The sequence below is a fragment of the Mycolicibacterium bacteremicum genome, assembly GCF_002086115.1.
GTDB classification, from domain to species: Bacteria; Actinomycetota; Actinomycetes; order Mycobacteriales; family Mycobacteriaceae; genus Mycobacterium; species Mycobacterium bacteremicum.
This window is the reverse complement of record NZ_MVHJ01000013.1, coordinates 14,739-36,562: the sequence shown is the minus strand read 5'-3', so window position 1 is coordinate 36,562 and position 21,824 is coordinate 14,739. Positions and strand designations below refer to the sequence as shown.

Annotated in this window: 18 protein-coding genes; 10 read left to right on the top strand and 8 right to left on the bottom strand. The window is 69.4% G+C overall.

What is annotated here, in order from left to right:
* Positions 1-387, top strand: a complete 387-nt coding sequence (locus BST17_RS16680) for a (deoxy)nucleoside triphosphate pyrophosphohydrolase (protein ID WP_083059947.1) — start codon at positions 1-3, stop codon at positions 385-387.
* Between the two features lie 21 nt (positions 388-408).
* Here the strand turns inward: BST17_RS16680 and BST17_RS16675 are convergent, their stop codons facing one another.
* The gene (locus BST17_RS16675; protein WP_083059946.1) at positions 409-783 is read right to left on the bottom strand and encodes a hypothetical protein; all 375 of its coding nucleotides are present in this window, start codon (positions 781-783) and stop codon (positions 409-411) included.
* Between the two features lie 308 nt (positions 784-1,091).
* On the opposite strand from BST17_RS16675, the gene BST17_RS16670 reads away from it, so the two are divergent.
* On the top strand, positions 1,092-2,168 hold the full coding sequence (locus BST17_RS16670) for a hypothetical protein (RefSeq protein ID WP_083060102.1): 1,077 nt from the start codon (positions 1,092-1,094) through the stop codon (positions 2,166-2,168).
* A gap of 15 nt (positions 2,169-2,183) precedes the next feature.
* On the opposite strand, the gene BST17_RS16665 is transcribed toward BST17_RS16670, so the two are convergent.
* Together BST17_RS16665 and BST17_RS16660 are read right to left on the bottom strand one after the other, a co-directional pair.
* Complete coding sequence (locus BST17_RS16665) at positions 2,184-2,450, bottom strand: hypothetical protein (RefSeq protein WP_083060101.1); 267 nt, start codon at positions 2,448-2,450, stop codon at positions 2,184-2,186.
* Positions 2,451-2,532: 82 nt separating this feature from the next.
* Complete coding sequence (locus BST17_RS16660) at positions 2,533-2,679, bottom strand: hypothetical protein (protein WP_165762290.1); 147 nt, start codon at positions 2,677-2,679, stop codon at positions 2,533-2,535.
* A 79-nt stretch (positions 2,680-2,758) separates the two neighbouring features.
* Between BST17_RS16660 and typA the strand changes: the two genes are divergently transcribed.
* Entirely contained in the window at positions 2,759-4,663 is a 1,905-nt protein-coding gene (gene typA / locus BST17_RS16655; RefSeq protein ID WP_083059943.1) for a translational GTPase TypA, read from the top strand.
* 17 nt (positions 4,664-4,680) lie between these two features.
* Positions 4,681-6,555 (top strand): ABC transporter family substrate-binding protein, encoded by a 1,875-nt coding sequence (locus tag BST17_RS16650; protein ID WP_083059941.1) that lies wholly within the window; start codon positions 4,681-4,683, stop codon positions 6,553-6,555.
* 2 nt (positions 6,556-6,557) lie between these two features.
* Here the strand turns inward: BST17_RS16650 and BST17_RS16645 are convergent, their stop codons facing one another.
* Positions 6,558-8,249: a dihydroxyacetone kinase subunit DhaK gene (locus BST17_RS16645; protein ID WP_165762291.1), complete on the bottom strand. Its 1,692-nt coding sequence runs from the start codon at positions 8,247-8,249 to the stop codon at positions 6,558-6,560.
* A gap of 44 nt (positions 8,250-8,293) precedes the next feature.
* Positions 8,294-9,523, bottom strand: a complete 1,230-nt coding sequence (locus BST17_RS16640) for a chloride channel protein (protein WP_083059938.1) — start codon at positions 9,521-9,523, stop codon at positions 8,294-8,296.
* A 17-nt stretch (positions 9,524-9,540) separates the two neighbouring features.
* On the opposite strand from BST17_RS16640, the gene mshB reads away from it, so the two are divergent.
* Entirely contained in the window at positions 9,541-10,392 is an 852-nt protein-coding gene (gene mshB, locus BST17_RS16635; RefSeq protein WP_083059937.1) for an N-acetyl-1-D-myo-inositol-2-amino-2-deoxy-alpha-D-glucopyranoside deacetylase, read from the top strand.
* 88 nt (positions 10,393-10,480) lie between these two features.
* Positions 10,481-10,906, top strand: a complete 426-nt coding sequence (locus BST17_RS16630) for a hypothetical protein (protein WP_083059935.1) — start codon at positions 10,481-10,483, stop codon at positions 10,904-10,906.
* Between the two features lie 5 nt (positions 10,907-10,911).
* Here BST17_RS16630 and BST17_RS16625 read toward each other — a convergent pair whose 3' ends face one another.
* The gene (locus BST17_RS16625; RefSeq protein WP_133053550.1) at positions 10,912-12,030 is read right to left on the bottom strand and encodes an ICP22 family protein; all 1,119 of its coding nucleotides are present in this window, start codon (positions 12,028-12,030) and stop codon (positions 10,912-10,914) included.
* Positions 12,031-12,243: 213 nt separating this feature from the next.
* Here BST17_RS16625 and BST17_RS16620 point away from each other — a divergent pair, with 213 nt between their 5' ends.
* The 4 genes from BST17_RS16620 (at position 12,244) to BST17_RS16605 (ending at position 18,914) form a co-directional block, all read left to right on the top strand.
* Positions 12,244-14,811, top strand: a complete 2,568-nt coding sequence (locus BST17_RS16620; RefSeq protein ID WP_083059932.1) for a bifunctional FO biosynthesis protein CofGH — start codon at positions 12,244-12,246, stop codon at positions 14,809-14,811.
* 128 nt (positions 14,812-14,939) lie between these two features.
* On the top strand, positions 14,940-17,702 hold the full coding sequence (locus BST17_RS16615; RefSeq protein ID WP_083059930.1) for an AAA family ATPase: 2,763 nt from the start codon (positions 14,940-14,942) through the stop codon (positions 17,700-17,702).
* Between the two features lie 119 nt (positions 17,703-17,821).
* Complete coding sequence (locus BST17_RS16610) at positions 17,822-18,292, top strand: DUF2231 domain-containing protein (protein ID WP_083059928.1); 471 nt, start codon at positions 17,822-17,824, stop codon at positions 18,290-18,292.
* A 73-nt stretch (positions 18,293-18,365) separates the two neighbouring features.
* Positions 18,366-18,914 (top strand): YceI family protein, encoded by a 549-nt coding sequence (locus BST17_RS16605; RefSeq protein ID WP_083059927.1) that lies wholly within the window; start codon positions 18,366-18,368, stop codon positions 18,912-18,914.
* Positions 18,915-18,995: 81 nt separating this feature from the next.
* Here the strand turns inward: BST17_RS16605 and BST17_RS16600 are convergent, their stop codons facing one another.
* Both BST17_RS16600 and BST17_RS16595 read right to left on the bottom strand, forming a co-directional pair.
* On the bottom strand, positions 18,996-21,014 hold the full coding sequence (locus BST17_RS16600) for an NADPH-dependent 2,4-dienoyl-CoA reductase (protein ID WP_083059925.1): 2,019 nt from the start codon (positions 21,012-21,014) through the stop codon (positions 18,996-18,998).
* The gene (locus tag BST17_RS16595; RefSeq protein WP_083059923.1) at positions 21,011-21,568 is read right to left on the bottom strand and encodes a PadR family transcriptional regulator; all 558 of its coding nucleotides are present in this window, start codon (positions 21,566-21,568) and stop codon (positions 21,011-21,013) included. Before BST17_RS16595 ends, BST17_RS16600 begins: the two co-directional genes overlap by 4 nt.
* Positions 21,569-21,824: the final 256 nt, after the last annotated feature.

Sequence of the window (21,824 nt, the reverse complement as noted above, 5' to 3'; positions counted from 1 at the left end):
ATGAGCAAGCAGATCGTCGTCGCGGGTGCCCTCATCGCATGCGGTGCGCTGCTGGTGGCCCAACGGGAACGCCCGCCCGAGCTGGCCGGCCTGTGGGAGCTACCCGGCGGCAAGGTCGCCGCGGGGGAGAGCGATGCCGATGCGCTGATGCGCGAACTGCGCGAGGAACTCGGGGTCGAGGTGACCGTCGGCGCCCGCCTCGGGCCCGAGGTGACGCTGAGCCCGACCAGGACACTGCGCGCCTACCTGGTCACGCTGGCCTCGGGCAGTCCGCACCCGCATGATCACCGTGCGCTGCGCTGGGTGCGCGCCGGTGATCTGGACGCCCTGGCATGGGTGCCCGCCGACCGCGCCTGGATAACCGAACTGGTTGCCGCGCTGGGCTGAAAGGTATTGCGCCCGAGGTGGTTACCAGCTACCGATGGGTGCGCCCTGGCGGAACTCGCCGTTGGCTCGCACGCCGAACGGGGCCGACGTGGTGCCCGGAACCGCGATCACGCCGTCGCGGACCTCGCCCTGGGCGTGTACCCCGCCGCCGTCGGCGCGGCGGTTCTCCGCGCCGGACCCGCGGGCCACGCCCTGTCCCGACCGGCGCAGCGCGTTCTTGTCGATCAGCACGGCCTGCCGGCTGCTGACGTTGGGCCGTGGCGAGATCTCCTTGACGTCCGCGCTTGCGGTGGCCGCGCCGACGGTGACGAAGGCGGCCGCCACGGCGGCGGCGCCCATGCCGACGACGGTCAGCTTCGTGGCTACACGCCGCAGGCTTCGGGTGGTCACAGGCATCGGCACAAACCCTTCGTCACATCGGACCGTCTGGTCGCTCGTTCATCGCGCAGGATGGGCGAACGTTACCAACTGATTTCGTATGCAAAGGCTGTTTCGATTCGGGCTGTTTAGCCCACGCCCCGAGTTGTATTGACGGATAAGTTAATTGGGGGTTACTGAGAATTCGCCAAGAAATTCTGGCCCGGCCGAAGTGTGGGTCGAATCCGCTGCCCGGCGCCCCCGGTGTCGCGGCCACCCGGACCGATTCGATCTTGATTGACGAGTTTGCTCCGGCGGCGCCCAGCGCACACTATCCTGCCGTGATCATGGGGGTTCTCGGCTACGTCTGGCGCGGAATTCTCGCGTTCGACAGGATCGGATCCCGCATCCCGCAACTGGTTCAGATATGGCTGATCGAACTGTTCTTCATGATGCCGGTGACGTTCTTCATCGCCGCCGTCATCGATTCGCGCGGTGCGGTCGGCGTGCCGGGCACGGGGGAGGCCCTCGACGGCGGTGACTGGGCGGCCCTCGCCGTGGGATCGGTGTTCGGGTTCTTCTTCGTCAGGAGCCTCGTCAGGCCCCGGGTGGTGACCTTGACGTGGACGCCGATGGTGCGGGCCGATCTGGGTGATGTCACGGCGTTCGCTGGCAACCGGGCGTGGTCGGTGCAGTACAACCATCTGACCAGTCACCCGTCCTATGTGCTGTTGCTGCTGCTGACCGCGCCCATTCCCGTGGTGATGCTGTGGGCCACCGAGAATCAGGGCGGCAACTCGTTCTACTTCCGCGTCGCGGGGACGGTGGGGCTGTGCGTGCTGGGTCTGATGGCGCTCACCCGGTTACTGGCCTGGTACGTATTCCGGCTCGGCAGAAGGCAACTCGCGGTCCAGGCCCAGGACATGAAGATGTCTGAGGGCCGCTTGTCCTGGGAGGTCGCCTGGAAACCGGTGCTCATGCTGGTGCTGATGATCTACGTCATCGGCGGTGTCCCGATCGCGTATCTGTGGTGGGACGAGTTGCGCACCATCGACAACCTCCCGATCGTCACCGCCGGCGACGCCTTTGGTCACGAAGGGGAGTTCTTCCGGGTGCACGGCGAGCTGGCCGGCGACCCGGTCTTCTGGGCGCCGCGCGGCACCGGGCGCGCAGGGAACAACTACGCCGGCGCCGGGGTGCTCGTCGACCTCGACACCGGCGGGGATGCGTTGCTGCTCGCCGAGGCCCTGTCGGTGCCCGACCTGGTGGGCGTCCTGAAGAAGACCGGCGGTGAGTTCCGTTCGCACGGACGGGTCATCGAGTCGATCACCGAGAACCAGCAGACCTACTACGGCTTCGACCTCGACGACTTCGGGGACCCACCCGCCGCAGGTCGGGTCATGCTGTTGATGGAGTACCCCTGAACCCTGCGACGTGTGTCAGTAGCGGAGTCGGTCGCCCACCACCCGGACCGGCTGCCCGCGATGGGCGGCCGTGTAGACCGGGTGCAGCAGCGCCGGATGCCGACAATGCGGGCAGGAACCCTGCGCCGAGTTCACCGCGGACAGCGTCAGATGGTGACATGCGGCACACCGCACGACGTAGGCGCCGCCGAACCAGTTCGCCAAACCGATGTAGATCGCCAGCGTGGTGGCCAGGGCCAGCGCCACGATCAGCGCCACGGTGAGTACCTCGTAAACCGTCATGATGGATACCTCCAACAACACCGGACGGATACCTCAACGGTACGCCCGCCCGCGCCGGTTGAACAGGCATCGGACCAGCTCACTACGCCTTTCTGGCGAGCTTGTACACCTTCTCCAGTTCCTTGCCGCGCATCCCGTTGTGGGCCGCCTTCTGCACCTTGTGCAGCACCAGCGGGCACTTCTTGCACCGGGGTTTACTGCGACAGCACTTCTTCTTTGGCTTGGCCAAAAGCAGCTTCTTCACGCACGCCTTCCGCTGAACCCGCTCGTTTTCGTGATCGGGTACCCGCACTGCGACAATCACCTACGTGGATTCTCGCCCCAACTTTCGCAACGTAGCCATCGTCGCGCACGTCGACCACGGTAAGACAACGCTGGTCGACGCCATGCTGCGGCAGTCCGGTGCGTTGTCGCACCGCGGCGACGATTCGACCGAACGCATCATGGACTCCGGTGACCTTGAGAAGGAAAAAGGCATCACCATCCTGGCCAAGAACACCGCGGTGCACCGGCACAACGCCGACGGCACCGTCACGGTGATCAACGTCATCGACACCCCCGGCCACGCCGACTTCGGCGGTGAGGTCGAGCGCGGTCTGTCGATGGTCGACGGCGTGGTGCTGCTGGTGGACGCGTCCGAGGGCCCGCTGCCGCAGACCCGCTTCGTGCTGCGCAAGGCGCTGTCGGCGCACCTGCCGGTGATCGTCGTCGTCAACAAGACCGACCGGCCCGACGCCCGCATCGCCGAGGTCGTCGAGGAGAGCCACGATCTGCTGCTCGACGTCGCCTCCGATCTGGACGAGGACGCCCAGGCCGCCGCCGAGAAGGCGCTCGACCTGCCCACCCTGTACGCCTCGGGCCGCGCCGGCATCGCCAGCACCACCCAGCCCGAGAACGGCCAGAATCCCGACGGCGAGAATCTCGACCCGCTCTTCGACGTCCTGATGGAGCACATCCCGCCGCCGCAGGGTGATCCCGAGGCCCCGCTGCAGGCGCTGGTGACCAACCTGGACGCGTCGGCGTTCCTGGGCCGGCTGGCGCTCATCCGCATCTACAAGGGCAAGATCAAGAAGGGCCAGCAGGTCGCCTGGATGCGTGAGGTCGACGGGCACCCCGTCGTCACGAACGCCAAGATCACCGAACTGCTGGTGACCGTCGGTGTCGAGCGCACGCCCACCGACGAGGCCGTCGCCGGGGACATCGTCGCCGTCGCCGGAATGCCGGACATCATGATCGGCGACACCCTGGCCGACCCGGACCACGCCCACGCACTGCCCCGCATCACCGTCGACGAGCCGGCCATCTCGGTGACCGTCGGCACCAACACCTCGCCGCTGGCGGGCAAGGTGTCCGGACACAAGCTGACCGCCCGCATGGTCAAGAACCGGTTGGACTCCGAACTGGTCGGCAACGTGTCGATCAAGGTCGTCGACATCGGCCGCCCGGACGCCTGGGAGGTGCAGGGCCGCGGTGAGCTGGCGCTGGCCGTGCTGGTCGAGCAGATGCGCCGCGAGGGTTTCGAGCTGACCGTGGGCAAGCCGCAGGTGGTCACCCAGACCATCGACGGCAAGCTGCACGAGCCGTTCGAGGCGCTCACCATCGACTGCCCGGAGGAACACCTCGGCGCGATCACGCAGTTGATGGCCGCCCGCAAGGGCCGGATGGAGCAGATGACCAACCACGCCGCGGGATGGGTGCGGATGGACTTCATCGTCCCCAGCCGTGGCCTGATCGGGTTCCGCACCGACTTCCTGACCATCACCCGCGGCACCGGCATCGCCAACGCCGTGTTCGACGGCTACCGGCCGTGGGCCGGCGAGATCCGGGCGCGCCACACCGGATCGCTGGTCTCCGACCGCAGCGGACAGATCACCCCGTTCGCGATGATCCAGCTCGCCGACCGCGGCCAGTTCTTCGTCGAGCCGGGTGAGGAGACCTACGAGGGCCAGGTCGTGGGCATCAACCCGCGCGCCGAGGATCTCGACATCAACATCACCCGCGAGAAGAAGCTGACCAACATGCGCAGCTCGACCGCCGATGTGATGGAGACGCTGGCCCGGCCGTTGGAACTCGACCTGGAGAAGGCCATGGAGTTCTGCGCCGAGGACGAGTGCGTCGAGGTCACCCCCGAGATCGTCCGGGTGCGCAAGGTCGAACTCACCGCGAGCCTGCGGGCCCGGGCGAAGGCGCGCGCCAAGCAGCAGAACAGCTAGCCGATACCCTGAATCTCGTGCCGACAGCCCGACACCGCTTCACCAGGCTTGTCGCCGTGCTGTCGGCACTGATTCTGGCCGGGTGCACGGTCAGCCCGCCGCCGGCTCCGCAGAGCACCGAGACCACGCAGACCCCGCCGCCGCCACCGGCGCGGGCCATGCAGATCATCATGGCCATCGATGCCATCGGTGCCGGGTTCAACCCACACCTGCTCTCGGATCAGTCCTCGGTCAACGCGGCGGTCGCCGCGCTGGTGCTGCCCAGCTCCTTCCGGCCCATCCCGGACCCGGCGACGCCGACCGGGTCGCGGTGGGAGATGGACCGCACGCTGCTGGACTCCGCGGAGGTCACCGGCGAGGATCCGTTCACCGTCACCTACAAGATCCGGCCGGAGGCGGCCTGGACCGACAACGCGCCGATCGGCGCCGACGATTTCTGGTATCTGTGGCGCCAGATGGTCAGCGTGCCCGGCGTCGTCGACCCGGCCGGCTACGACCTGATCACCGGGGTGCAGTCGGTCGAGGGTGGCAAAACCGCCGTCGTGACCTTCTCCCAGCCCTACCCGGCGTGGCGGGAACTGTTCAACGACATCCTGCCCGCGCACATCGTCAAGGACATGCCCGGCAGCTTCGGCGCGGGCCTGGCGCGTGCCCTGCCGGTGACCGGCGGCCAGTTCCGGGTGGAGAGCATCGACCCGCAGCGCGACGAGATCCTGTTGGCGCGCAACGACCGCTACTGGGGTCAGCCCGCCGCCCCCGACGAGATCCTGTTCCGGCGCGGCGGATCGCCTGCGGCCCTTGCCGACTCGATCCGCAACGGGGACACCCAGGTGGCCCAGGTGCACGGCGGGCAGGCGGCCTTCGCGCAGCTGTCGGCGATCCCGGACGTGCGGACCGCACGCATCGTCACCCCGCGCGTCATGCAACTGACGCTGCGCGCCCAGCAGCCCGCCCTGACCGATGTGCAGGTGCGCAAGGCGCTGCTCGGACTGCTCGACGTCAATCTGCTGGCAGCGGTCGGCGCCGGCTCGGACAACACGGTGACGCTGGCCCAGGCCCAGGTGCGCTCACCATCGGACCCCGGTTACGTGCCCACCGCGCCGCAGGCGATCAGCCAGGAGGACGCGCTGGCACTGCTGGCCGACGCCGGCTATGAGATCGCCCCGGTGTCGCCGACGGCGACCTCCGCGCCGGGCACCCCGGCGCCCGATGAGGCGCGCGGGCAGCTGACCAAGGACGGCGAACGGCTGGCCCTGGTGCTCGGGGTGGCCGCCAACGACCCCACCTCGATCGCGGTGGCCAACACCGCCGCCGACCAATTGCGCAGCGTCGGGATCACCGCCTCGGTGTCCGCACTGGATCCGGTGAAGCTCTACAGCGAAGCGCTGGTGGACAATTCGGTGGACGCGATCGTCGGCTGGCATCACGCCGGCGGGGACCTCGCCACCGCGCTGGCGTCGCGGTACGGCTGCCCGGCGCTGGAGGCCACCGCCGTGTCCACCGTGACCCCGACGCCGAGCGTCACCGTCACCACCACGATGCCCAGGACGTCGTCGTCCCCGACGCCGCGCCCGACGTCGACCACCAGCGGTACGACACCGCCGCCACCGCCCGGTGGCACAGGGGAATTGGTGCAGGCGCCGAGTAACCTCACCGGGATCTGCGATCGCAGCATCCAGCCCAGGATCGACGCGGCGCTGCGCGGCACCGAGGAGATCGGCAAGGTCATCGACGCCGTCGAACCGCGGCTGTGGGAGCTGGCCACAGTGCTGCCGATCCTGCAGGACACCACGATCGTCGCCGCCGGGCCCCGGGTCGCCGGGGTGAGCCTGAGCGGCGCGGTGCCGGTCGGGATCGTCGGCGATGCCGGCAAATGGGTCAAGCAGCCCTGAGCTCAACCGCGGATGTGCCCGGCCAGCCGGGTCCGCAACTCCTCCCGGTGGGTCCCGCCGTCGATGCGCTCGACGATCGAGATGAGCACAGCGACCACCGCCAGCGCGCCCGGATCGGTTGTGCCGACGGCTTTTTCGCCCACGTAGCTGGACCGTCCGCGCTTACCGACCATCTCTGCGGTCGAGACCGCGCCGGCCAGGGCGGCCGCCAGCGCCGCGTCGTCGAGCGTGTCGCGCGGCGACTCACCGTCCCAGCCGGCCGGGTGCAGCGCATCGACCATGGTGCGGTCGCCGACGCGCGCGCCGCCGGCCCGGGTGATGGCCTCGACACCCTCGCGCAGGCCGCGGGCCGCCGCAACCGCGGGTGCGGCAGCATCATCGGAGGCGACCCGCGCCGCGATCCGGGTCAGCACCAGTCCGAACAGCGGGCCGCTGGAGCCGCCGACATCTTCGGAGAACGCCGTGCCCAGCGAAAGAAGATCCGCGGCCAGGTCGGCCTGCGCGCCGGTGCCACGCCGCACCGCGGCACGTAATGCGTTGTCCAGGTTGGTCCCGATGTCGCCGTCACCGGCACGGCGGTCGAGATCATTGAGCGCGTCCCGGATCTCGGCGATGTCATCGGCCAGACCCCGCAGCCACGGGGAGGGCTCGCCGTCGGCATCGGCAGCCTCCGCACCGGTGACGGTGGTCTCGGCGCGCACCGGTGCGGGCAATGATGTGGTCGCGTGCGGGGCGCACCAGTCATCGAGCCACTGCTCGTCGCCGACGGCGGTGAGGGTGATGGAGAAGCCTGCCATGTCCAGGGCGGAGACATAGGTGCCCGCGACCGCACTGCGCAGCGCCACCCCACGTTCGGACAGGGTTCGCGCGGTCTCGGCCAGAACGTGCAGCAGCTCCAGATCACCTGTCCCGCCGAGCCCGTTCACCAGCACCAGCACGCCGGCATCGGTCGCCGGGAGGCTGTCGAGCAGTTCACCGACCATGCGCGTGACGAGGTCGTCGAGGTCGGGCCGCGGGATGGATTCGCGCGCCGCCTCACCGTGGATGCCGACGCCGTACTCCAGGGTCCCGGGCTCGACATCGAAGGCCGGGCGGTCGGCACCCGGCGTGGTGCACGCGCGTTGGGCGACCGCCAGAGAGCGCGATGATGCCACCACCGCCTGCCCGAGGTCGACGAGTTCGGCCAGGGTCAGGCCGCGATCGGCCGCCGCGCCGAGGATCTTCTCCACCACCACGGTGGCGCCGGTGCCGCGTCTGCCGACCTCCTGGCCTTCGGAGCCCAGATCATCGTCGACGAGCACCCGGTCCACCTCGATACCGTCACCGCGCAGCCGCTCGGCGGCGATGGCAAAGTTCAGTACGTCGCCGGTGTAGTTCTTCACGATGTGCAGCACGCCGCCCTCGCGGGCGACTTCGGTACTGGCAGCGTGGATCTGGCGATTGTGCGGTGAGGTGAACACCTCGCCGGGAGCCACCGCGTCCAGGCCGCCGCGGCCGAGGAATCCGGCGTGCATCGGCTCATGGCCGGCGCCGCCGCCGCTGACCAGGGCCACCCTGCGGGTGGGTGCGGGGTCCAGCGCCCACGCGTACACCGGGTCGCGGTGCACTCCGACCCGGACGCCCGCGGTCAGCGCGAGCGCGGACAGCGCGTGCTTGGACGCGGACGGGGTGGGCGAATAGAAGTTGGTCGGCAACGGATATCCTTCCGGTTGTTCCTCGACGCCTTCGACCGTACCGATCAACCCGTGTCTGCGGTCCGGCGCCACAACCCGTGCGCGCCGTAGGCGGCAAGGGCGAACACCGCCAGCAGCCATATCGGTGGATGAGCCAACTCCCAGACGAACAGGGCGGCGAACGCCGGAGCCCGCTGGGTGATCGCCAGAACCCCTGCCGCGCAGGTCAATGCCAGTGCCGACGTGTTGACGTGCACATCGGTGACGTGGTTGATCAGAAGTGCGGCAAGCGATCCCGCCGCCGCGCCGGTGGCCAACGCCGGCGTGAGCAGTCCACCGACCGCGCCGGCCCGCAGGAACAGCGCCGTCAGGACCGGTTTCAGCAGCAGGATCGCGAACGCCGAGGTGATGGTCAGTTCGGTATCGATGCTGACGACCAGGATGCTGTGGCCGTTTCCGGGTAGCTGCGGCCACCAGATCGAGCAGATTCCGGTCAGCAATCCGGCGGCGGCGATGCCGGGGATGATCGACCAGCCGGTCAGCTGGGCCCCCGGCATCGCGGTGATCCGGTTGAACGCGATCCCGATGCCCACCGACAGCGGCGCGATCAGCACCGCCAATCCGGCGAACAGATACGACAACGTCGAGTCCGGCCAGTGCAGGGAGTGATCCAGATGGGTGACCGGGGCAGCCACCGCCACCGCCAGGCTGGACGTGATCAACGCGGTCCCGACCACCCGGGGATGCCAGCTGCGCAGCAGGATCGTGATGGTGAACAACGCGCCGCCGAGCGGCACGCTGTAGACCGCGCCGAGGCCGGCGCCGGCCGCGCAGGCCAACAGGATCTCCCGGTCCCGCGGCGTCAGCGTCAGTCGCGCGGTCGCTGCGTCACCCAGCACGGCGGCCAGCTGGCGGGGCGCACCTTCGCGACCCAGCGAGGCTCCGGACCCGACGACCAGTACTTGCAGCCCGGCGTCGGCGGCCAGCGGGCCGCGCTGCAGGCGGCGGTGCTCGGCGATGGTCGTCGACAGCTTCGGGACGGGCGATCTGCGGCGCAGCAGCCACCATCCGCAGCCGGCCAGCGCGCCGCCGATCATCGGGCCGAGCGCCCGGCGCAGCGGATGGCTGTCGCTCACACCGTCGAGCAGGTCGCCGAATCGGTAGTGGTAGGTGAGGTGTTCGATGCCGTGCAACAACAGCGTGGTGGCGGCCCCGGCCGCGCCGGCGAGCAGACCGATCGCGATGATCGCGCAGCCGTACTCCAGAGTCCGGCGTCTCGCATCGGCTGGCGGCACACGGTAAACCTAGGGGAGTGGAAAGACCGCGGCTTCTCTTTGTCCATGCCCATCCCGACGACGAATCGCTGACCACCGGGGCGACCATCGCGCGTTACGCCGCCCAGGGCGCCGACGTGCGGGTTGTCACCTGCACCATGGGCGAGGAGGGCGAGGTGATCGGCGAGCAGTGGGCCGGGCTGGCCGTCGACGCCGCCGATCAGCTCGGCGGCTACCGGGTGACCGAACTGACCGCCGCGCTGGCCGCGCTCGGCGTGGGCGCCCCGCACTATCTCGGTGGGGCCGGACGCTGGCGCGACTCCGGTATGCCCGGCACCCCGGCCCGGCACCGGCAGAGCTTCGTGGCGGCCCCGCTGGCCGAACCGGTCGCCGAGCTGGTCGCGATCATCGCCGAGTTCCGCCCGCACGTCGTCGTCGGATACGACCCCAACGGCGGGTACGGCCATCCCGATCACATCCGGGTGCACGAGGTCAGCACCGCCGCGGTGGCCGCCGCGGCCGACGCGGGTTGGCAGGTGCCGAAGTTCTACTGGACGGTGATGGCGGTGTCCGGGTTCGTCGAGGGATTCCGCAACATCGGTGAGCCGCCCGCGGATTGGGTGGTCATCAACGCCGAGGATTTCACCTTCGGATTCCCCGACGAGAAGGTCGACGCCGTCATCGACGCCCGCGAGCACCTGCCGGCCAAGGTCGCCGCGCTGCGTGCGCACGCCACCCAGGTGACCGTCGCCCCGGATGGGCACTCGATGGCGCTGTCGAACAAGATCGCGCTGCCGCTGTGGGGCATCGAGCACTATGTGCTGGCCGCGGGCACCCGCGGCGCCGACGGTGTCGAGACGGATCTACTGGCCGGCCTGAATCTCGGTTAGCCGGCCGCCGACGCGGTAAGGTCTGCGACATGGACCCGGACTTGGATCCCAACCTGCAGCATCAGCAGGACCGTGCCGACAACCTCCAGTGGGTGATCGGCTCGCTGGTCGCGTTGCTCGACAGCATCCCGACCTGACAGCCGAACGTCTGGACGGGCCCGCCTGGTTGCCGCCCGTCGTCCTCGGTGTGCTCGCCCTCGACGGCGTGCTGACGGCGCTGATCTCTGCGTTTCTCCTTTCCCTGCGGCTGGGCGGCGTGCCCTTTCCGATCACCGTGTTGGTCAGCGGGGCGGTCAATGCCGCGCTGGTCTGGGTCGCGTTGCAGTGGACGTCCTCGGTTCGGGTCGCCGCGCTGCCGATGTGGGCCTGGCTGGCCACCGTGCTGGGGCTGGCGCTCGGCGGGCCGGGTGGCGATGTGGTGTTCGACGGAGCCGGGGTGATGGCCTACGCGGTGCTGCTGCTCATCGTCGGCGGGCTGCTGCCGCCGGCGGCGGTGTTACGCCGCCACGGCTAGCGGGATCAGGCGTCGGAACCGGGCTTGTCGGTCTTCTCGTCCTTCTCGGACGTGTCGGGTGTCTTGTCCGCCGGCTTGTCGTCGGTGGACTCCTTGTCGGGACGTGACGTGGTGTCGTCCCCGGCGTCCTTGCCGTCTCCCGAGTCCTTGCCGTCTGCCGAGTCCTTGATGTCCTCTGCATCCTTGATGTCTTCGGAGTCGATGTCCTCGGGGTCCTTCTCGTCCTCGGCCGGATCCTCGTTGCCGGTGAGATCCTCGGCGTCCGTCGGGGGAGCCTCGAGGTCGCCGTCGGCCGGCGCCTCGGTCTCCGCTGCGGGCTCGGCCGGGGTCTGCGCTGCCGGGTCGGGGTCGGCCGGAACCGTCGGCTCGACGGGCTGCGTCGGTTCCGGGGTGGTGTCGGTGTCGGTGGGCTCCGGTGTCACGGACTCGGTGGGCTCCGGCGTCCCGGCCGCGGACTCGGCGTCTGCCGGTGTCGGGCTCTGCACCGCGGTGCGGGCGCCCTGGATCTCCATCACGGCCTCCGCCGCCGCGGCGAACGGGAAGAACGGCGGCAGTGGGGGCAGGAAGCTCAGCAACCAGTCGATCTCGGCGTCGACGAATCCGACGCCGGCGGCGACGGTGTCGTTGAAGAAGTTGGCCAGTCCCTCACCGAAGCTGACCGTGCCGCCGACCCAGTAGGCGATGTTGAACACCGCGCTGGTGATGATCGGCCGGATCAGGCTGTAGTAGAAGATGTCGAACTGCGGGGTGAACCAGTTGACGATCGGGATCCACTCGGTGGCGTAGACCGCGAGGTTGACGCCCCAGTCCACCCACGGCATCACCGTGTAATAGGTGTCGATGATCGCGTTGCTCAGCCCCGGAAAGGCCAGCGCGCTCGCCTGGGCCGACGGTGCGGCGGCGGGTGCCGCCTCGAAGGCCTCGGCCAACAGTTTCGGGATCTCGGTGGGCGCCTCGTCCGGGGCGGGTGGGCGGACCGTGACCAGGGCTGTCGGGAGCTTGTCGAAGGACCGGGTCTGCGCGGTCAGCGCGACGCTGTCGTGCCGGGCGGCCGGTGCACTCGGCGGCGTCACCGAGGTCGGCAAGGAGATGCTGCCGGCGGCCAGCACTGCGACGCCTGCCATCAGATAAGGACGTACGCGCAACCGCATGACAGCTCCTGTGATCAGTCCCGACGCCGGATAACTTACGCCCTAGTCAGCGGGCTGGGCGGGATTCGGCGGACGGGTCGCGCCGCGGTGTCTCGTCGGAGGCTATCGTGGCCCCTATGCCTGCGGCAGCCGTTCCAGATAGTGAGACGCGCGGATGATCCGCGCCGACAGCGGGGTTACACCGGAGTGGCTCTGAACCCCCAGCACGGCTCCGATCTGCCCAGCCCGGTGGTCCCGCCGAAGTCCAACCCTTCCGCGCTGCGGCGAGTACTGCGTCGCGCCCGCGACGGCGTCGCACTCAACGTCGACGAGGCCGCCATCGCCATGACCGCGCGTGGGGCGGACCTGGCCGACCTGTGTGCCAGCGCCGCCCGGGTGCGCGACGCCGGCCTGGAATCGGCGGGCCGGCGCGGCGCCACCGGCCGGCTGCCGGTCAGCTATTCGCGCAAGGTCTTCATCCCGGTGACCCATCTCTGCCGCGACAAGTGCCACTACTGCACCTTCGTGAACGTGCCGGGCAAGTTGCGCGCCGAAGGCAAGGGCATGTTCATGGAGCCCGACGAGATCCTCGATGTCGCCCGCCGGGGCGCCGAGCTCGGCTGCAAAGAAGCGCTTTTCACCCTGGGCGACCGCCCGGAGGCCCGCTGGGACGAGGCCAAGCAGTGGCTCGACGAGCGGGGCTACGACTCCACCCTGGACTATGTCCGGGCGATGGCGATCCGGGTGCTGGAGGAGACCGGTCTGCTGCCGCACCTCAATCCCGGCGTGATGAGCTGGACCGAACTGTCCCGGCTCAAGCCTGTCGCACCGTCGATGGGCATGATGCTGGAGACGACGTCGCGGCGGCTGTTCGAGACCAAGGGGTTGGCGCACTACGGCAGCCCGGACAAGGATCCCGCCGTCCGGCTGCGCACCCTCGACGATGCCGGCCGGCTCTCGATCCCCTTCACCACCGGCCTGCTGGTCGGTATCGGTGAGACGCTGACCGAACGCGCCGAGACGATGCACGCGATCCGCAAGTCGCACAAGGAGTTCGGCCACGTCCAGGAAGTGATCGTGCAGAACTTCCGGGCCAAGGACCACACGGCCATGGCCGCGGTACCCGACGCCGGGATCGACGACTTCCTGGCCACCGTCGCGGTGACGCGGTTGGTGCTGGGACCGAAGATGCGTATCCAGGCACCGCCGAACCTGGTGTCCCCGGCGGAATGCCTGGCGCTGATCGGCGCCGGTGTCGACGACTGGGGCGGGGTGTCCCCGCTGACGCCGGATCACGTGAATCCGGAACGGCCGTGGCCCAACCTCGACGATCTCGCGGCCGTCACCGCCGACGCCGGATATGACCTGGTGCAGCGGCTCACGGCGCAACCGCAGTACGTACAGGCCGGGGCGGCGTGGATCGATCCGCGGGTACGGGGCCATGTCGACGCACTGGCTTCCGACGACGGCCTGGCGCTGGATGTGAACCCGGTGGGTCGGCCGTGGCAGGAACCCGATGAGGCCTCGGAATCGTTGGGCCGCACCGATTTGCACACCGCCATCGACTCCGAGGGCCGGCGTACCGAGACGCGCAGCGACCTCGACAGCGCGTTCGGGGACTGGGAGTCCATCCGGGAGAAGGTGTCCGAGCTCGCGGCGCGCGCGCCCGAGCGTATCGATACCGATGTGCTGGCCGCATTGCGCTCGGCCGAGCGCAACCCGGGCGGGTGCACCGACGACGAGTACCTCGCGCTGGCCACCGCGGACGGTCCGGCGTTGGACGCCGTTGCCGCGCTGGCGGATTCGCTGCGGCGCGATGTGATCGGTGACGACGTCACCTTCGTGATCAACCGCAACATCAACTTCACCAACATCTGCTACACGGGCTGCCGGTTCTGCGCGTTCGCACAGCGCAAGGGCGATGCCGACGCGTATTCGCTGTCCACCGACGAGGTCGCCGACCGGGCGTGGGAGGCGCACGTCGCCGGTGCCACCGAGGTCTGCATGCAGGGCGGTATCGACCCCGAACTGCCGGTCACCGGATACGCCGATCTGGTGCGGGCGGTGAAGGCCCGGGTGCCCTCGATGCACGTGCATGCCTTCTCGCCGATGGAGATCGCCAACGGAGTCACCCGCAGCGGAATGTCGGTGCGGGAGTGGCTGACCGAGTTGCGGGCGGCCGGTCTCGGTTCGATCCCGGGCACGGCGGCCGAGATCCTCGACGACGAGGTCCGCTGGGTGCTGACCAAGGGCAAGCTGCCCGCCTCGGAATGGATCGAGGTGGTCACCACGGCGCACGAGGTCGGGCTGCGCTCGAGTTCGACGATGATGTACGGGCACGTCGACACCCCCAAGCACTGGGTGGGGCACCTGAACGTGCTGCGCGACATCCAGGACCGCACCGGTGGTTTCACCGAGTTCGTGCCGCTGCCGTTCGTGCACCAGTCCTCGCCGCTGTATCTGGCCGGCGGTGCCCGGCCGGGCCCCACACACCGGGACAACCGCGCGGTGCATGCGCTGGCCAGGATCATGTTGCACGGCCGGATTCCCAGCATCCAGACCAGCTGGGTGAAGCTGGGCATCGAGCGCACGCAGGTGATGCTCAACGGCGGGGCAAACGATCTGGGCGGCACGCTGATGGAAGAGACCATCTCGCGGATGGCCGGGTCGGAGAACGGTTCGGCCAAGACCGTCGCCGAGCTGGTGGCCATCGCCGAGGGCATCGGCCGGCCGGCCCGGCAGCGCACCACCGACTACACCCCCCTGGCTGCCTGACCTTCCCCGGCGAGCGTGCGTGTCTGCAGCATGACGCGCCGTGACACCCCGAAGTCCGCGCACGCTCGAACGCCCGAGTGTGATCTTGACAATGGCTCACACCGGGTGTGAATCGTTACCATGCCGCCATGTCAGTCCAGCTGCTCGGCCGCGAGCACGATCGCGCCGTGCTGGACGACCTGACGGTCCGGGCGCGCACCGGCGGCCAGGTGCTGGTGCTGCGTGGTGAGGCCGGTATCGGTAAAACCGCATTGCTCGACTACGTCGGCGCGCACGCCGACGGATTCACCGTCACCCGGGTCGCCGGCGTCCAGGCGGATATGGAGCTCGCCTTCGCCGGCGTCCAGCAACTGTGCGCACCTCTGATGGCGCAGGTGACCGCCGTGCCGCCGCCGCAGCGCGCGGCGCTGGAGGTGGCCTTCGGCTACGGGTCCGGGCCGCCGCCCGACCGGTTCCTGGTGGGCTTGGCGGTGCTGAGCCTGCTGGCGGCCGCCGCGGCCGGCCAACCGGTGTTGTGCATCATCGACGACGCGCAGTGGCTGGACGAGGTATCGGTCCAGACCCTGGCCTTCGTCGCGCGCCGGCTGCTCGCCGAGCCGGTGGCGATGGTGTTCGCGGTGCGCGACGGCCACCCCGACGTGTTGGCGGATCTGCCGGCCCACACCGTTGCGGGGCTGTCCGACACCGCGGCGCGGGAACTGTTGGAGTCGGTGATGATCGGCGGGATCGATCCGCTGGTCCGGGACCGGATCGTCGCCGAGACGCGTGGACTGCCGCTGGCGATTCTGGACACCCCGCGCAGTGTGTCGGCCACCGAGCTGGCCGGGGGATTCTGGATCTCCGGCCGGCGATCCTCGACCGCGGCGATCGAGCAGGATTTCGTCGCGCGGATCAAGGCCCTGCCGCCGGCCACCCGCAGCCTGCTGCTGGTGGCCGCCGCCGAACCGGTCGGCGATGCCGCGCTGTTCCTGCGGGCGGCCGGCGAGCTGGGGGTGCCGGTGGACGCGCTGGCACCGGCCGAGACCGCCGGACTGATCGAGTTCGGCCCCCGGATGCGGTTCCTGCACCCGCTGATGCGCTCGGCCGCCTACCGCGCCGCCGACCTGTCCGAACGCCGGACTGTCCACCGGGCACTGGCGGCGGCCACCGACGCCCACGCCGACCCCGACCGCCGGGCCTGGCACGCCGCCAACGCGGCCACCGGACCGGATGACGGGGTGGCTGCCGAGCTGGAGGTGTCGGCCGACCGGGCGCAACGCCGTGGCGGGATCGCCGCTGCCGCAGCATTTCTGGAACGCGCGGCGATCCTCACGATGGACCCCGCGCTGCGCGGATCGCGCGCCGTTGCGGCCGCACAGGCCAAGCGTGAAGCGGCCGCGCCCGATGCGGCGTACGCGCTGTTGGCGATCGCGGATTCTGCACCGCTGACGCCGCTGCTGCGGGCGCAGGTCGCACGGATGCGGGCCCAGATGGACTTCGTGCGTAGCCGCGCGGGCACGTCGGGCGCGCCGACCGTCGGCGAAGCCGGAGTTCAGTTGCTCAGTGCTGCAAGGGCTCTGGATGATCTGGACGACGAGCTTGCCCGCGAGACCTACCTCGAGGCCCTGACGGCGGCCATGTACGCCGGCCGTCTCGGTGCGCCCGGGCTGCTCGCCGAGGTGGCGGCGGCCGGTGCCCGTGCGGTGGCCCGCGTGCGTGATCTGCAGCGGCCGGTCGATTACCTGCTCAAAGGCATGACGGCGCGCGTCGTCGACGGGCCGGGTGCCGGCGCGGCGGATCTGCGGTCTGCGCTGGAGTTGTGGGATGCTGCGGCGCAACGGGATCCGGATCATTGGCTGTACTGGCCGTTCCCGATCGCCCAGGAGTCGGCTGCCCACGAGCTGTGGGATGACCACGTGCTCGAACGCATTGCCACCGGCATACTCGAACGCGCCCGCGCGGCGGGCGCCCTCGCGGCGCTACCGCCCGCGCTGGGCTACCGCGCCGGCGTGCACTTCTATCGGGGCGAGTTCACCGCCGCGGAACGGCTCGTCGAGGAGTCCCGGTCCATCACCGCCGCCATGGGGTACGCGCCGGTCCGGTACCACTCGTTGAATCTGGCGGCGTGGCGCGGCGTGGCCGAAGAGGCGGTGCCCGTCATCGAGGCGGCCGCCGCCGACGGCGCGGCGCGTGGCGAGGGGCGACTGGTCGGGCTCGCCGGCTTCTGTTCCGCCGTGCTCTACAACGGTCTCGGGCGATATCAGGAGGCACTGGTTGCGGCCCGCAGCTGTTGTGCGTACGAGGATCTCGGCTTCTTCAGTTGGTGTCTCTACGAACTGGTCGAGGCGGCAGCGCATCTGGGGGACCTCGACGGCGCGAGAGCGGCGCTGGCGCAGTTCGAGGAGCGTGCAGGTGCCAGCGGCACCGAATGGGGACTGGGTGCGGTGGCGGCGGCGCAGGCACTACTGGCCGACAATGCCGACGCCGAAGCCAGGTTCGTCGAGGCGATCGGTCGGCTCGAGCATGCCGGCACCACGCTGCATCTCCCGCGTGCCCGGCTGTCCTACGGCGAATGGTTGCGCCGGTGCAATCGGCGCAACGACGCCCGACACCACCTGGGCATCGCGCACGAGGCTTTCACCGAGATGGGCGCCCAGGGCTTCGCGGAGCGGGCGCGCCGCGAATTGGTGGCCACCGGTGAGAAGGTTCGCAAACAGCCGACCCGGGCCGGCGACGGGTTGACCGCGCAGGAAGCGCAGATCGCCGGGTTGGCCCGCGACGGGTTGACCAACGCCGAGATCGGTGCCCAGTTGTTCATCAGCACCCACACCGTGGAATGGCATCTGCGCAAGGTGTTCGTCAAGCTCGGCATCACGTCGCGGCGTCAGCTCCGCGCGGTGGCATGGGATTGACAGCCTAGGCTTGCCTAACCGGTGCGTGTCCAATTCTCCTGTAATCCAACGCTTCTGAGGCATTTCGGGGCATTGTCGGCGTATATCTGTGGGGAGCCCAGATCCGAGGAGTCGCGCCCATGACCACCATTTCCGGAATTCCCGCCCATGCGCTGCTGGTGCACGGTGTGGTCGCCCTGGCGCCGCTGACGGCGGTGTTGCTCATCCTGTGCGGATTCTGGCGTGCCGCGCGGAGCCGGCTGGTGTGGTTGGTACTCGCGCTGGCCGTGGGGGTGGTGGTGCTGACCTGGTTGGCCACCTCGGCGGGGGAGTGGCTGTACGGACTGGAGGACCAACACCGGCCCATCGTCGAGCTTCACCGCGAACGTGGTGAGTGGATGATCTACCTGGCGGTCGGGCTGCTCCTGGCGGCGATTCTGCTGGCGGTGCTGCACGTGCTGGAATCGCGGGCCGACGGCCGCCGGCGTGCGCTGAGTGCGGCCTGTGCGGTCCTCGCGGTGGCGGTCGGCATCTCCGCGATCGTGGGGGTGGTGCAGGTGGGGCATTCGGGTGCGGAGGCGAAGTGGGGAGTGATCAGCGATGCGGAATGAAATCGGACCATAGTCCGTTTGACTTCGGTGAGGGTGCCCGGGACGGCCGGCCCCATCGACACGAGGAGTCAACATGTCCACTGCAACAGCCACCGACCTGACCGCCGGCACCTGGGCCATCGACCCGGTGCACTCATCGGTCAACTTCGCGGTCCGTCACCTGGTGGTCAGCAAGGTCCGCGGGACGTTCGACTCGTTCACCGGAGCGATCGTGGTCGCCGAGGATGGCGCCCCATCGGTGACCGCCACCATCGACATCAACTCGATCAACACCCGCAACGAGCAGCGCGATGCGCACCTGAAGGCGCCCGACTTCTTCGACGCCGAGCAGTTCCCCACCGCCACGTTCACCTCGACCGCCGTGCGCGCCGACGGTGATGACTACGTGCTCGACGGCGAGTTCACCCTCAAGGGCGTCACCAAGCCGGTATCGCTGAAACTGGAATTCAACGGGGTCAACCCGGGCATGGGCCACGGTGAGGTCGCCGGGTTCGAGGCCTCGATCGTGCTGAATCGCAAGGACTTCGGCATCGACTTCGATGCCCCGCTGGAGACCGGCGGCGCTGTCGTCGGCGACAAGGTCACCGTCACCCTGGAGATCGAAGCGCTCAAGCAGGCCTGATGCCCAGCGCGAGCGTGCGCGGACTCGACACTGAACACGGCGTGTCGGGGTGCAGACGCGCACGCTCGCCGGGAACGGGAGCTACAGCCGGGCGGCGAGTTCGGTGCCCTGACGGATGGCCCGTTTGGCGTCGAGCTCGGCCGCCACGGCCGCCCCGCCGATGACGTGCGGGTCGATGCCGCGCGCCCGCAATCCGTCTTCGAGGTCCCGCACCGACTCCTGGCCGGCGCAGATCACCACGTTGTCGACGGCCAGCAGGCGGGGCCGGGAGTGATCGGACCCGAAGCTGATGTGCAGCCCCTCGTCATCGATACGCTCGTAATTGACGCCCGAGAGTTGTTGCACACCCTTGGCTTTCAGTGATGCCCGATGCACCCAGCCCGATGTCTTTCCCAGGCCCCGGCCCTGTGGACCCTTGCTGCGCTGCAGCAGGAACACCTCCCGCGCGGGCGGTAGCGGAACCGGTTTGGTCAGCGCCCCGCGCACCGACGGCGCCTCGTAGGGGTCGAGCGCACCCCATTCGGCCTTCCACTCCTTGACGTTCAGCGTGGGGGACTGGTCGGTGACCAGGAACTCGCTGACATCGAATCCGATACCGCCGGCTCCGATCACCGCCACCGACGCCCCGATCGGGGCACCGGAAAGCGCCTCGGCGTAGGTCAGCACCATCGGATGCTCGATCCCCGGGATCGCCGGCACCCGCGCGGTCACGCCGGTGGCGAGCACCACATCGTCGAATCCGGCCAGCACCTCCACCGTCGCCCGTGCGCCCAGGCGCACGTCGACGCGGTGCACCTGCAACATCCGGGTGTAGTAGCGCACCGTCTCGTTGAACTCCTCCTTGCCCGGCACCCGGCGCGCCAGGTCGAACTGGCCGCCGATGCAGCCCGACGCCTCGAACAGGGTGACGCGGTGCCCGCGCTGGGCCGCGGTGACCGCGGCCGACAGCCCGGCCGGCCCGGCGCCGACGACCGCGACGGAGCGGGCCCGCCGCGTCGGCCCCAGTACCAGTGACGTCTCATGTCCGGCACGGGGATTCAGCAGGCATGACACCGTCTTGTGGACGAACGCGTGGTCCAGGCAGGCCTGGTTGCAGGCGATGCAGGTGTTGATCTGATCGGCGGCGTCCTCGGCGGCCTTGCGCACCCAGTCCGGATCCGAGAGCAGCGGGCGGGCCATCGAGATCAACTGGACGTGGGAGTCCGCGAGGATCTGTTCGGCGGCCTCGGGCATGTTGATCCGGTTCGACGCCACCACCGGGACGCGCACGTGAGCGGCCAGCGCGCTGCTGGTGCCGGCGAACGCCCCGGCGGGCACCGATGTGACGATCGTCGGGACCCGGGCCTCATGCCAGCCGATACCCGTGTTGATGATGCTCGCCCCGGCGGCCTCGACTTCGGTTGCCAGCGCGACAATCTCATCCCAGGTCTGACCGTCGTCGACGTAGTCGGCCATCGAGAGCCGGTAGATGACGATGAAGTCCGGACCCACCGCCTCGCGGACGCGACGGACGATCTCGACCGCGAAGCGGCGCCGCTTCTCCGGGGTGCCGCCCCACGCGTCGGTGCGCTTGTTGGTGCGTGGGGCGAGGAACTGGTTGATCAGATACCCCTCGCTGCCCATGATCTCGACCCCGTCGTAGTCGGCGGAACGGGCCAGCAGGGCGGCGCGCACGAAATCGTCGATGGTGCCCTCGACGTTGCGTAACGCCCGCGGCCGGAACGGATTGATGGGCGCCTTGATCGAGGACGCGCTCACCGAGAGCGGATGGTAGGCATAGCGCCCGGCGTGCAGGATCTGCAACGCGATCTTGCCGCCCTCGGCGTGGACGGCGGCGGTGATCCGGCGGTGCCGGCGGGCGTCGGACTCCGAGAGCATCTCGGCCGCGAACGGCAGTAGCCACCCGGTGCGGTTCGGCGCGTACCCGCCGGTGATGATCAGCCCGACGCCGCCGCGGGCCCGCTCGGCGAAATAGGCGGCCAGCTTGTCGGTATCGCGGGCGCGGTCCTCCAGGCCGGTGTGCATCGAGCCCATGACCACCCGGTTGCGCAGCGTGGTGAAGCCGAGATCCAACGGCGACAACAGGTTCGGGTACGTCATGTGGGTGCTCCCAACGCGTCGAGTACTTCGGACAACCATTCGATGGCGCCTTCTTCGGCGCGGATGCCGCCGCGCAGCACCAGGTATTGATGCAGTTCGGGCCCGCTGAGCCGGGCCGGGTCGGGGAACTGGCGCTTCTCGAAACCGCGGTAGGTGTCCAGGAGCACCGTTCGCTCCGCGCGCAGCGCAGCCGTCTGCGCGCGCACGGCGTCGACGTCGCCGTACCCGCACGCACGGACCTTGACGGCCAGGTCCCGCGTGCGGTTGTCCGCGACGGTCGACCCCCGCCCCGACAGCGGCTCGGCGATCCAGCGGGCCAGTTCCGCCCGGCCGGCCGCGGTGACGGAGTAGACCTTCTTGTCCGGCCGGCCGCGCTGGGCGACCTCGCGGACCTGCACCCAGGCATCGGACTCCATGGTGCGCAGGGTCCGGTAGATCTGCTGATGGGTGGCCGACCAGAAATACCCGATGGATCGATCGAACCGGCGGGCCAACTCGTAGCCCGAACCGTCCTGTTCGCAGAGCGATACCAGGATCGCGTGCGGCAGTGCCATGTCGGCACCCTATGCGGTACCAGCGGTCCTATGCAACAAGTTGCACAGTCGGCGAATCTGCGCGTGGTGACTAGGCCTTTTGTATATGCGACGTCTAGTATCAGTAACTACACGCCGCCTTGACCGGGCGGCGTGTGAAGTTAGGACACACTGAGACGCACGTCCAGTTAAGGGCCGTTCATACTGGCCCGCGGGCGCTCGCTCAGCGGGTCCCGACCAAGAACTGAAACACCCGACCAGCAGCCCACTGGACAGG

Excerpts from the sequence above, each read along its gene's own strand:
- BST17_RS16610 (WP_083059928.1), top strand. The coding sequence starts at position 17,822 with ATGACCACCATTTCCGGAATTCCCGCCCATGCGCTGCTGGTGCACGGT.
- BST17_RS16625 (WP_133053550.1), bottom strand. The coding sequence starts at position 12,030 with ATGGCAGGCGTCGCAGTGCTGGCCGCCGGCAGCATCTCCTTGCCGACC.
- BST17_RS16675 (WP_083059946.1), bottom strand. The coding sequence starts at position 783 with ATGCCTGTGACCACCCGAAGCCTGCGGCGTGTAGCCACGAAGCTGACC.
- BST17_RS16615 (WP_083059930.1), top strand. The coding sequence starts at position 14,940 with ATGTCAGTCCAGCTGCTCGGCCGCGAGCACGATCGCGCCGTGCTGGAC.
- BST17_RS16680 (WP_083059947.1), top strand. The coding sequence starts at position 1 with ATGAGCAAGCAGATCGTCGTCGCGGGTGCCCTCATCGCATGCGGTGCG.
- BST17_RS16595 (WP_083059923.1), bottom strand. The coding sequence starts at position 21,568 with ATGGCACTGCCGCACGCGATCCTGGTATCGCTCTGCGAACAGGACGGT.
- BST17_RS16600 (WP_083059925.1), bottom strand. The coding sequence starts at position 21,014 with ATGACGTACCCGAACCTGTTGTCGCCGTTGGATCTCGGCTTCACCACG.
- BST17_RS16665 (WP_083060101.1), bottom strand. The coding sequence starts at position 2,450 with ATGACGGTTTACGAGGTACTCACCGTGGCGCTGATCGTGGCGCTGGCC.
- BST17_RS16605 (WP_083059927.1), top strand. The coding sequence starts at position 18,366 with ATGTCCACTGCAACAGCCACCGACCTGACCGCCGGCACCTGGGCCATC.
- BST17_RS16670 (WP_083060102.1), top strand. The coding sequence starts at position 1,092 with ATGGGGGTTCTCGGCTACGTCTGGCGCGGAATTCTCGCGTTCGACAGG.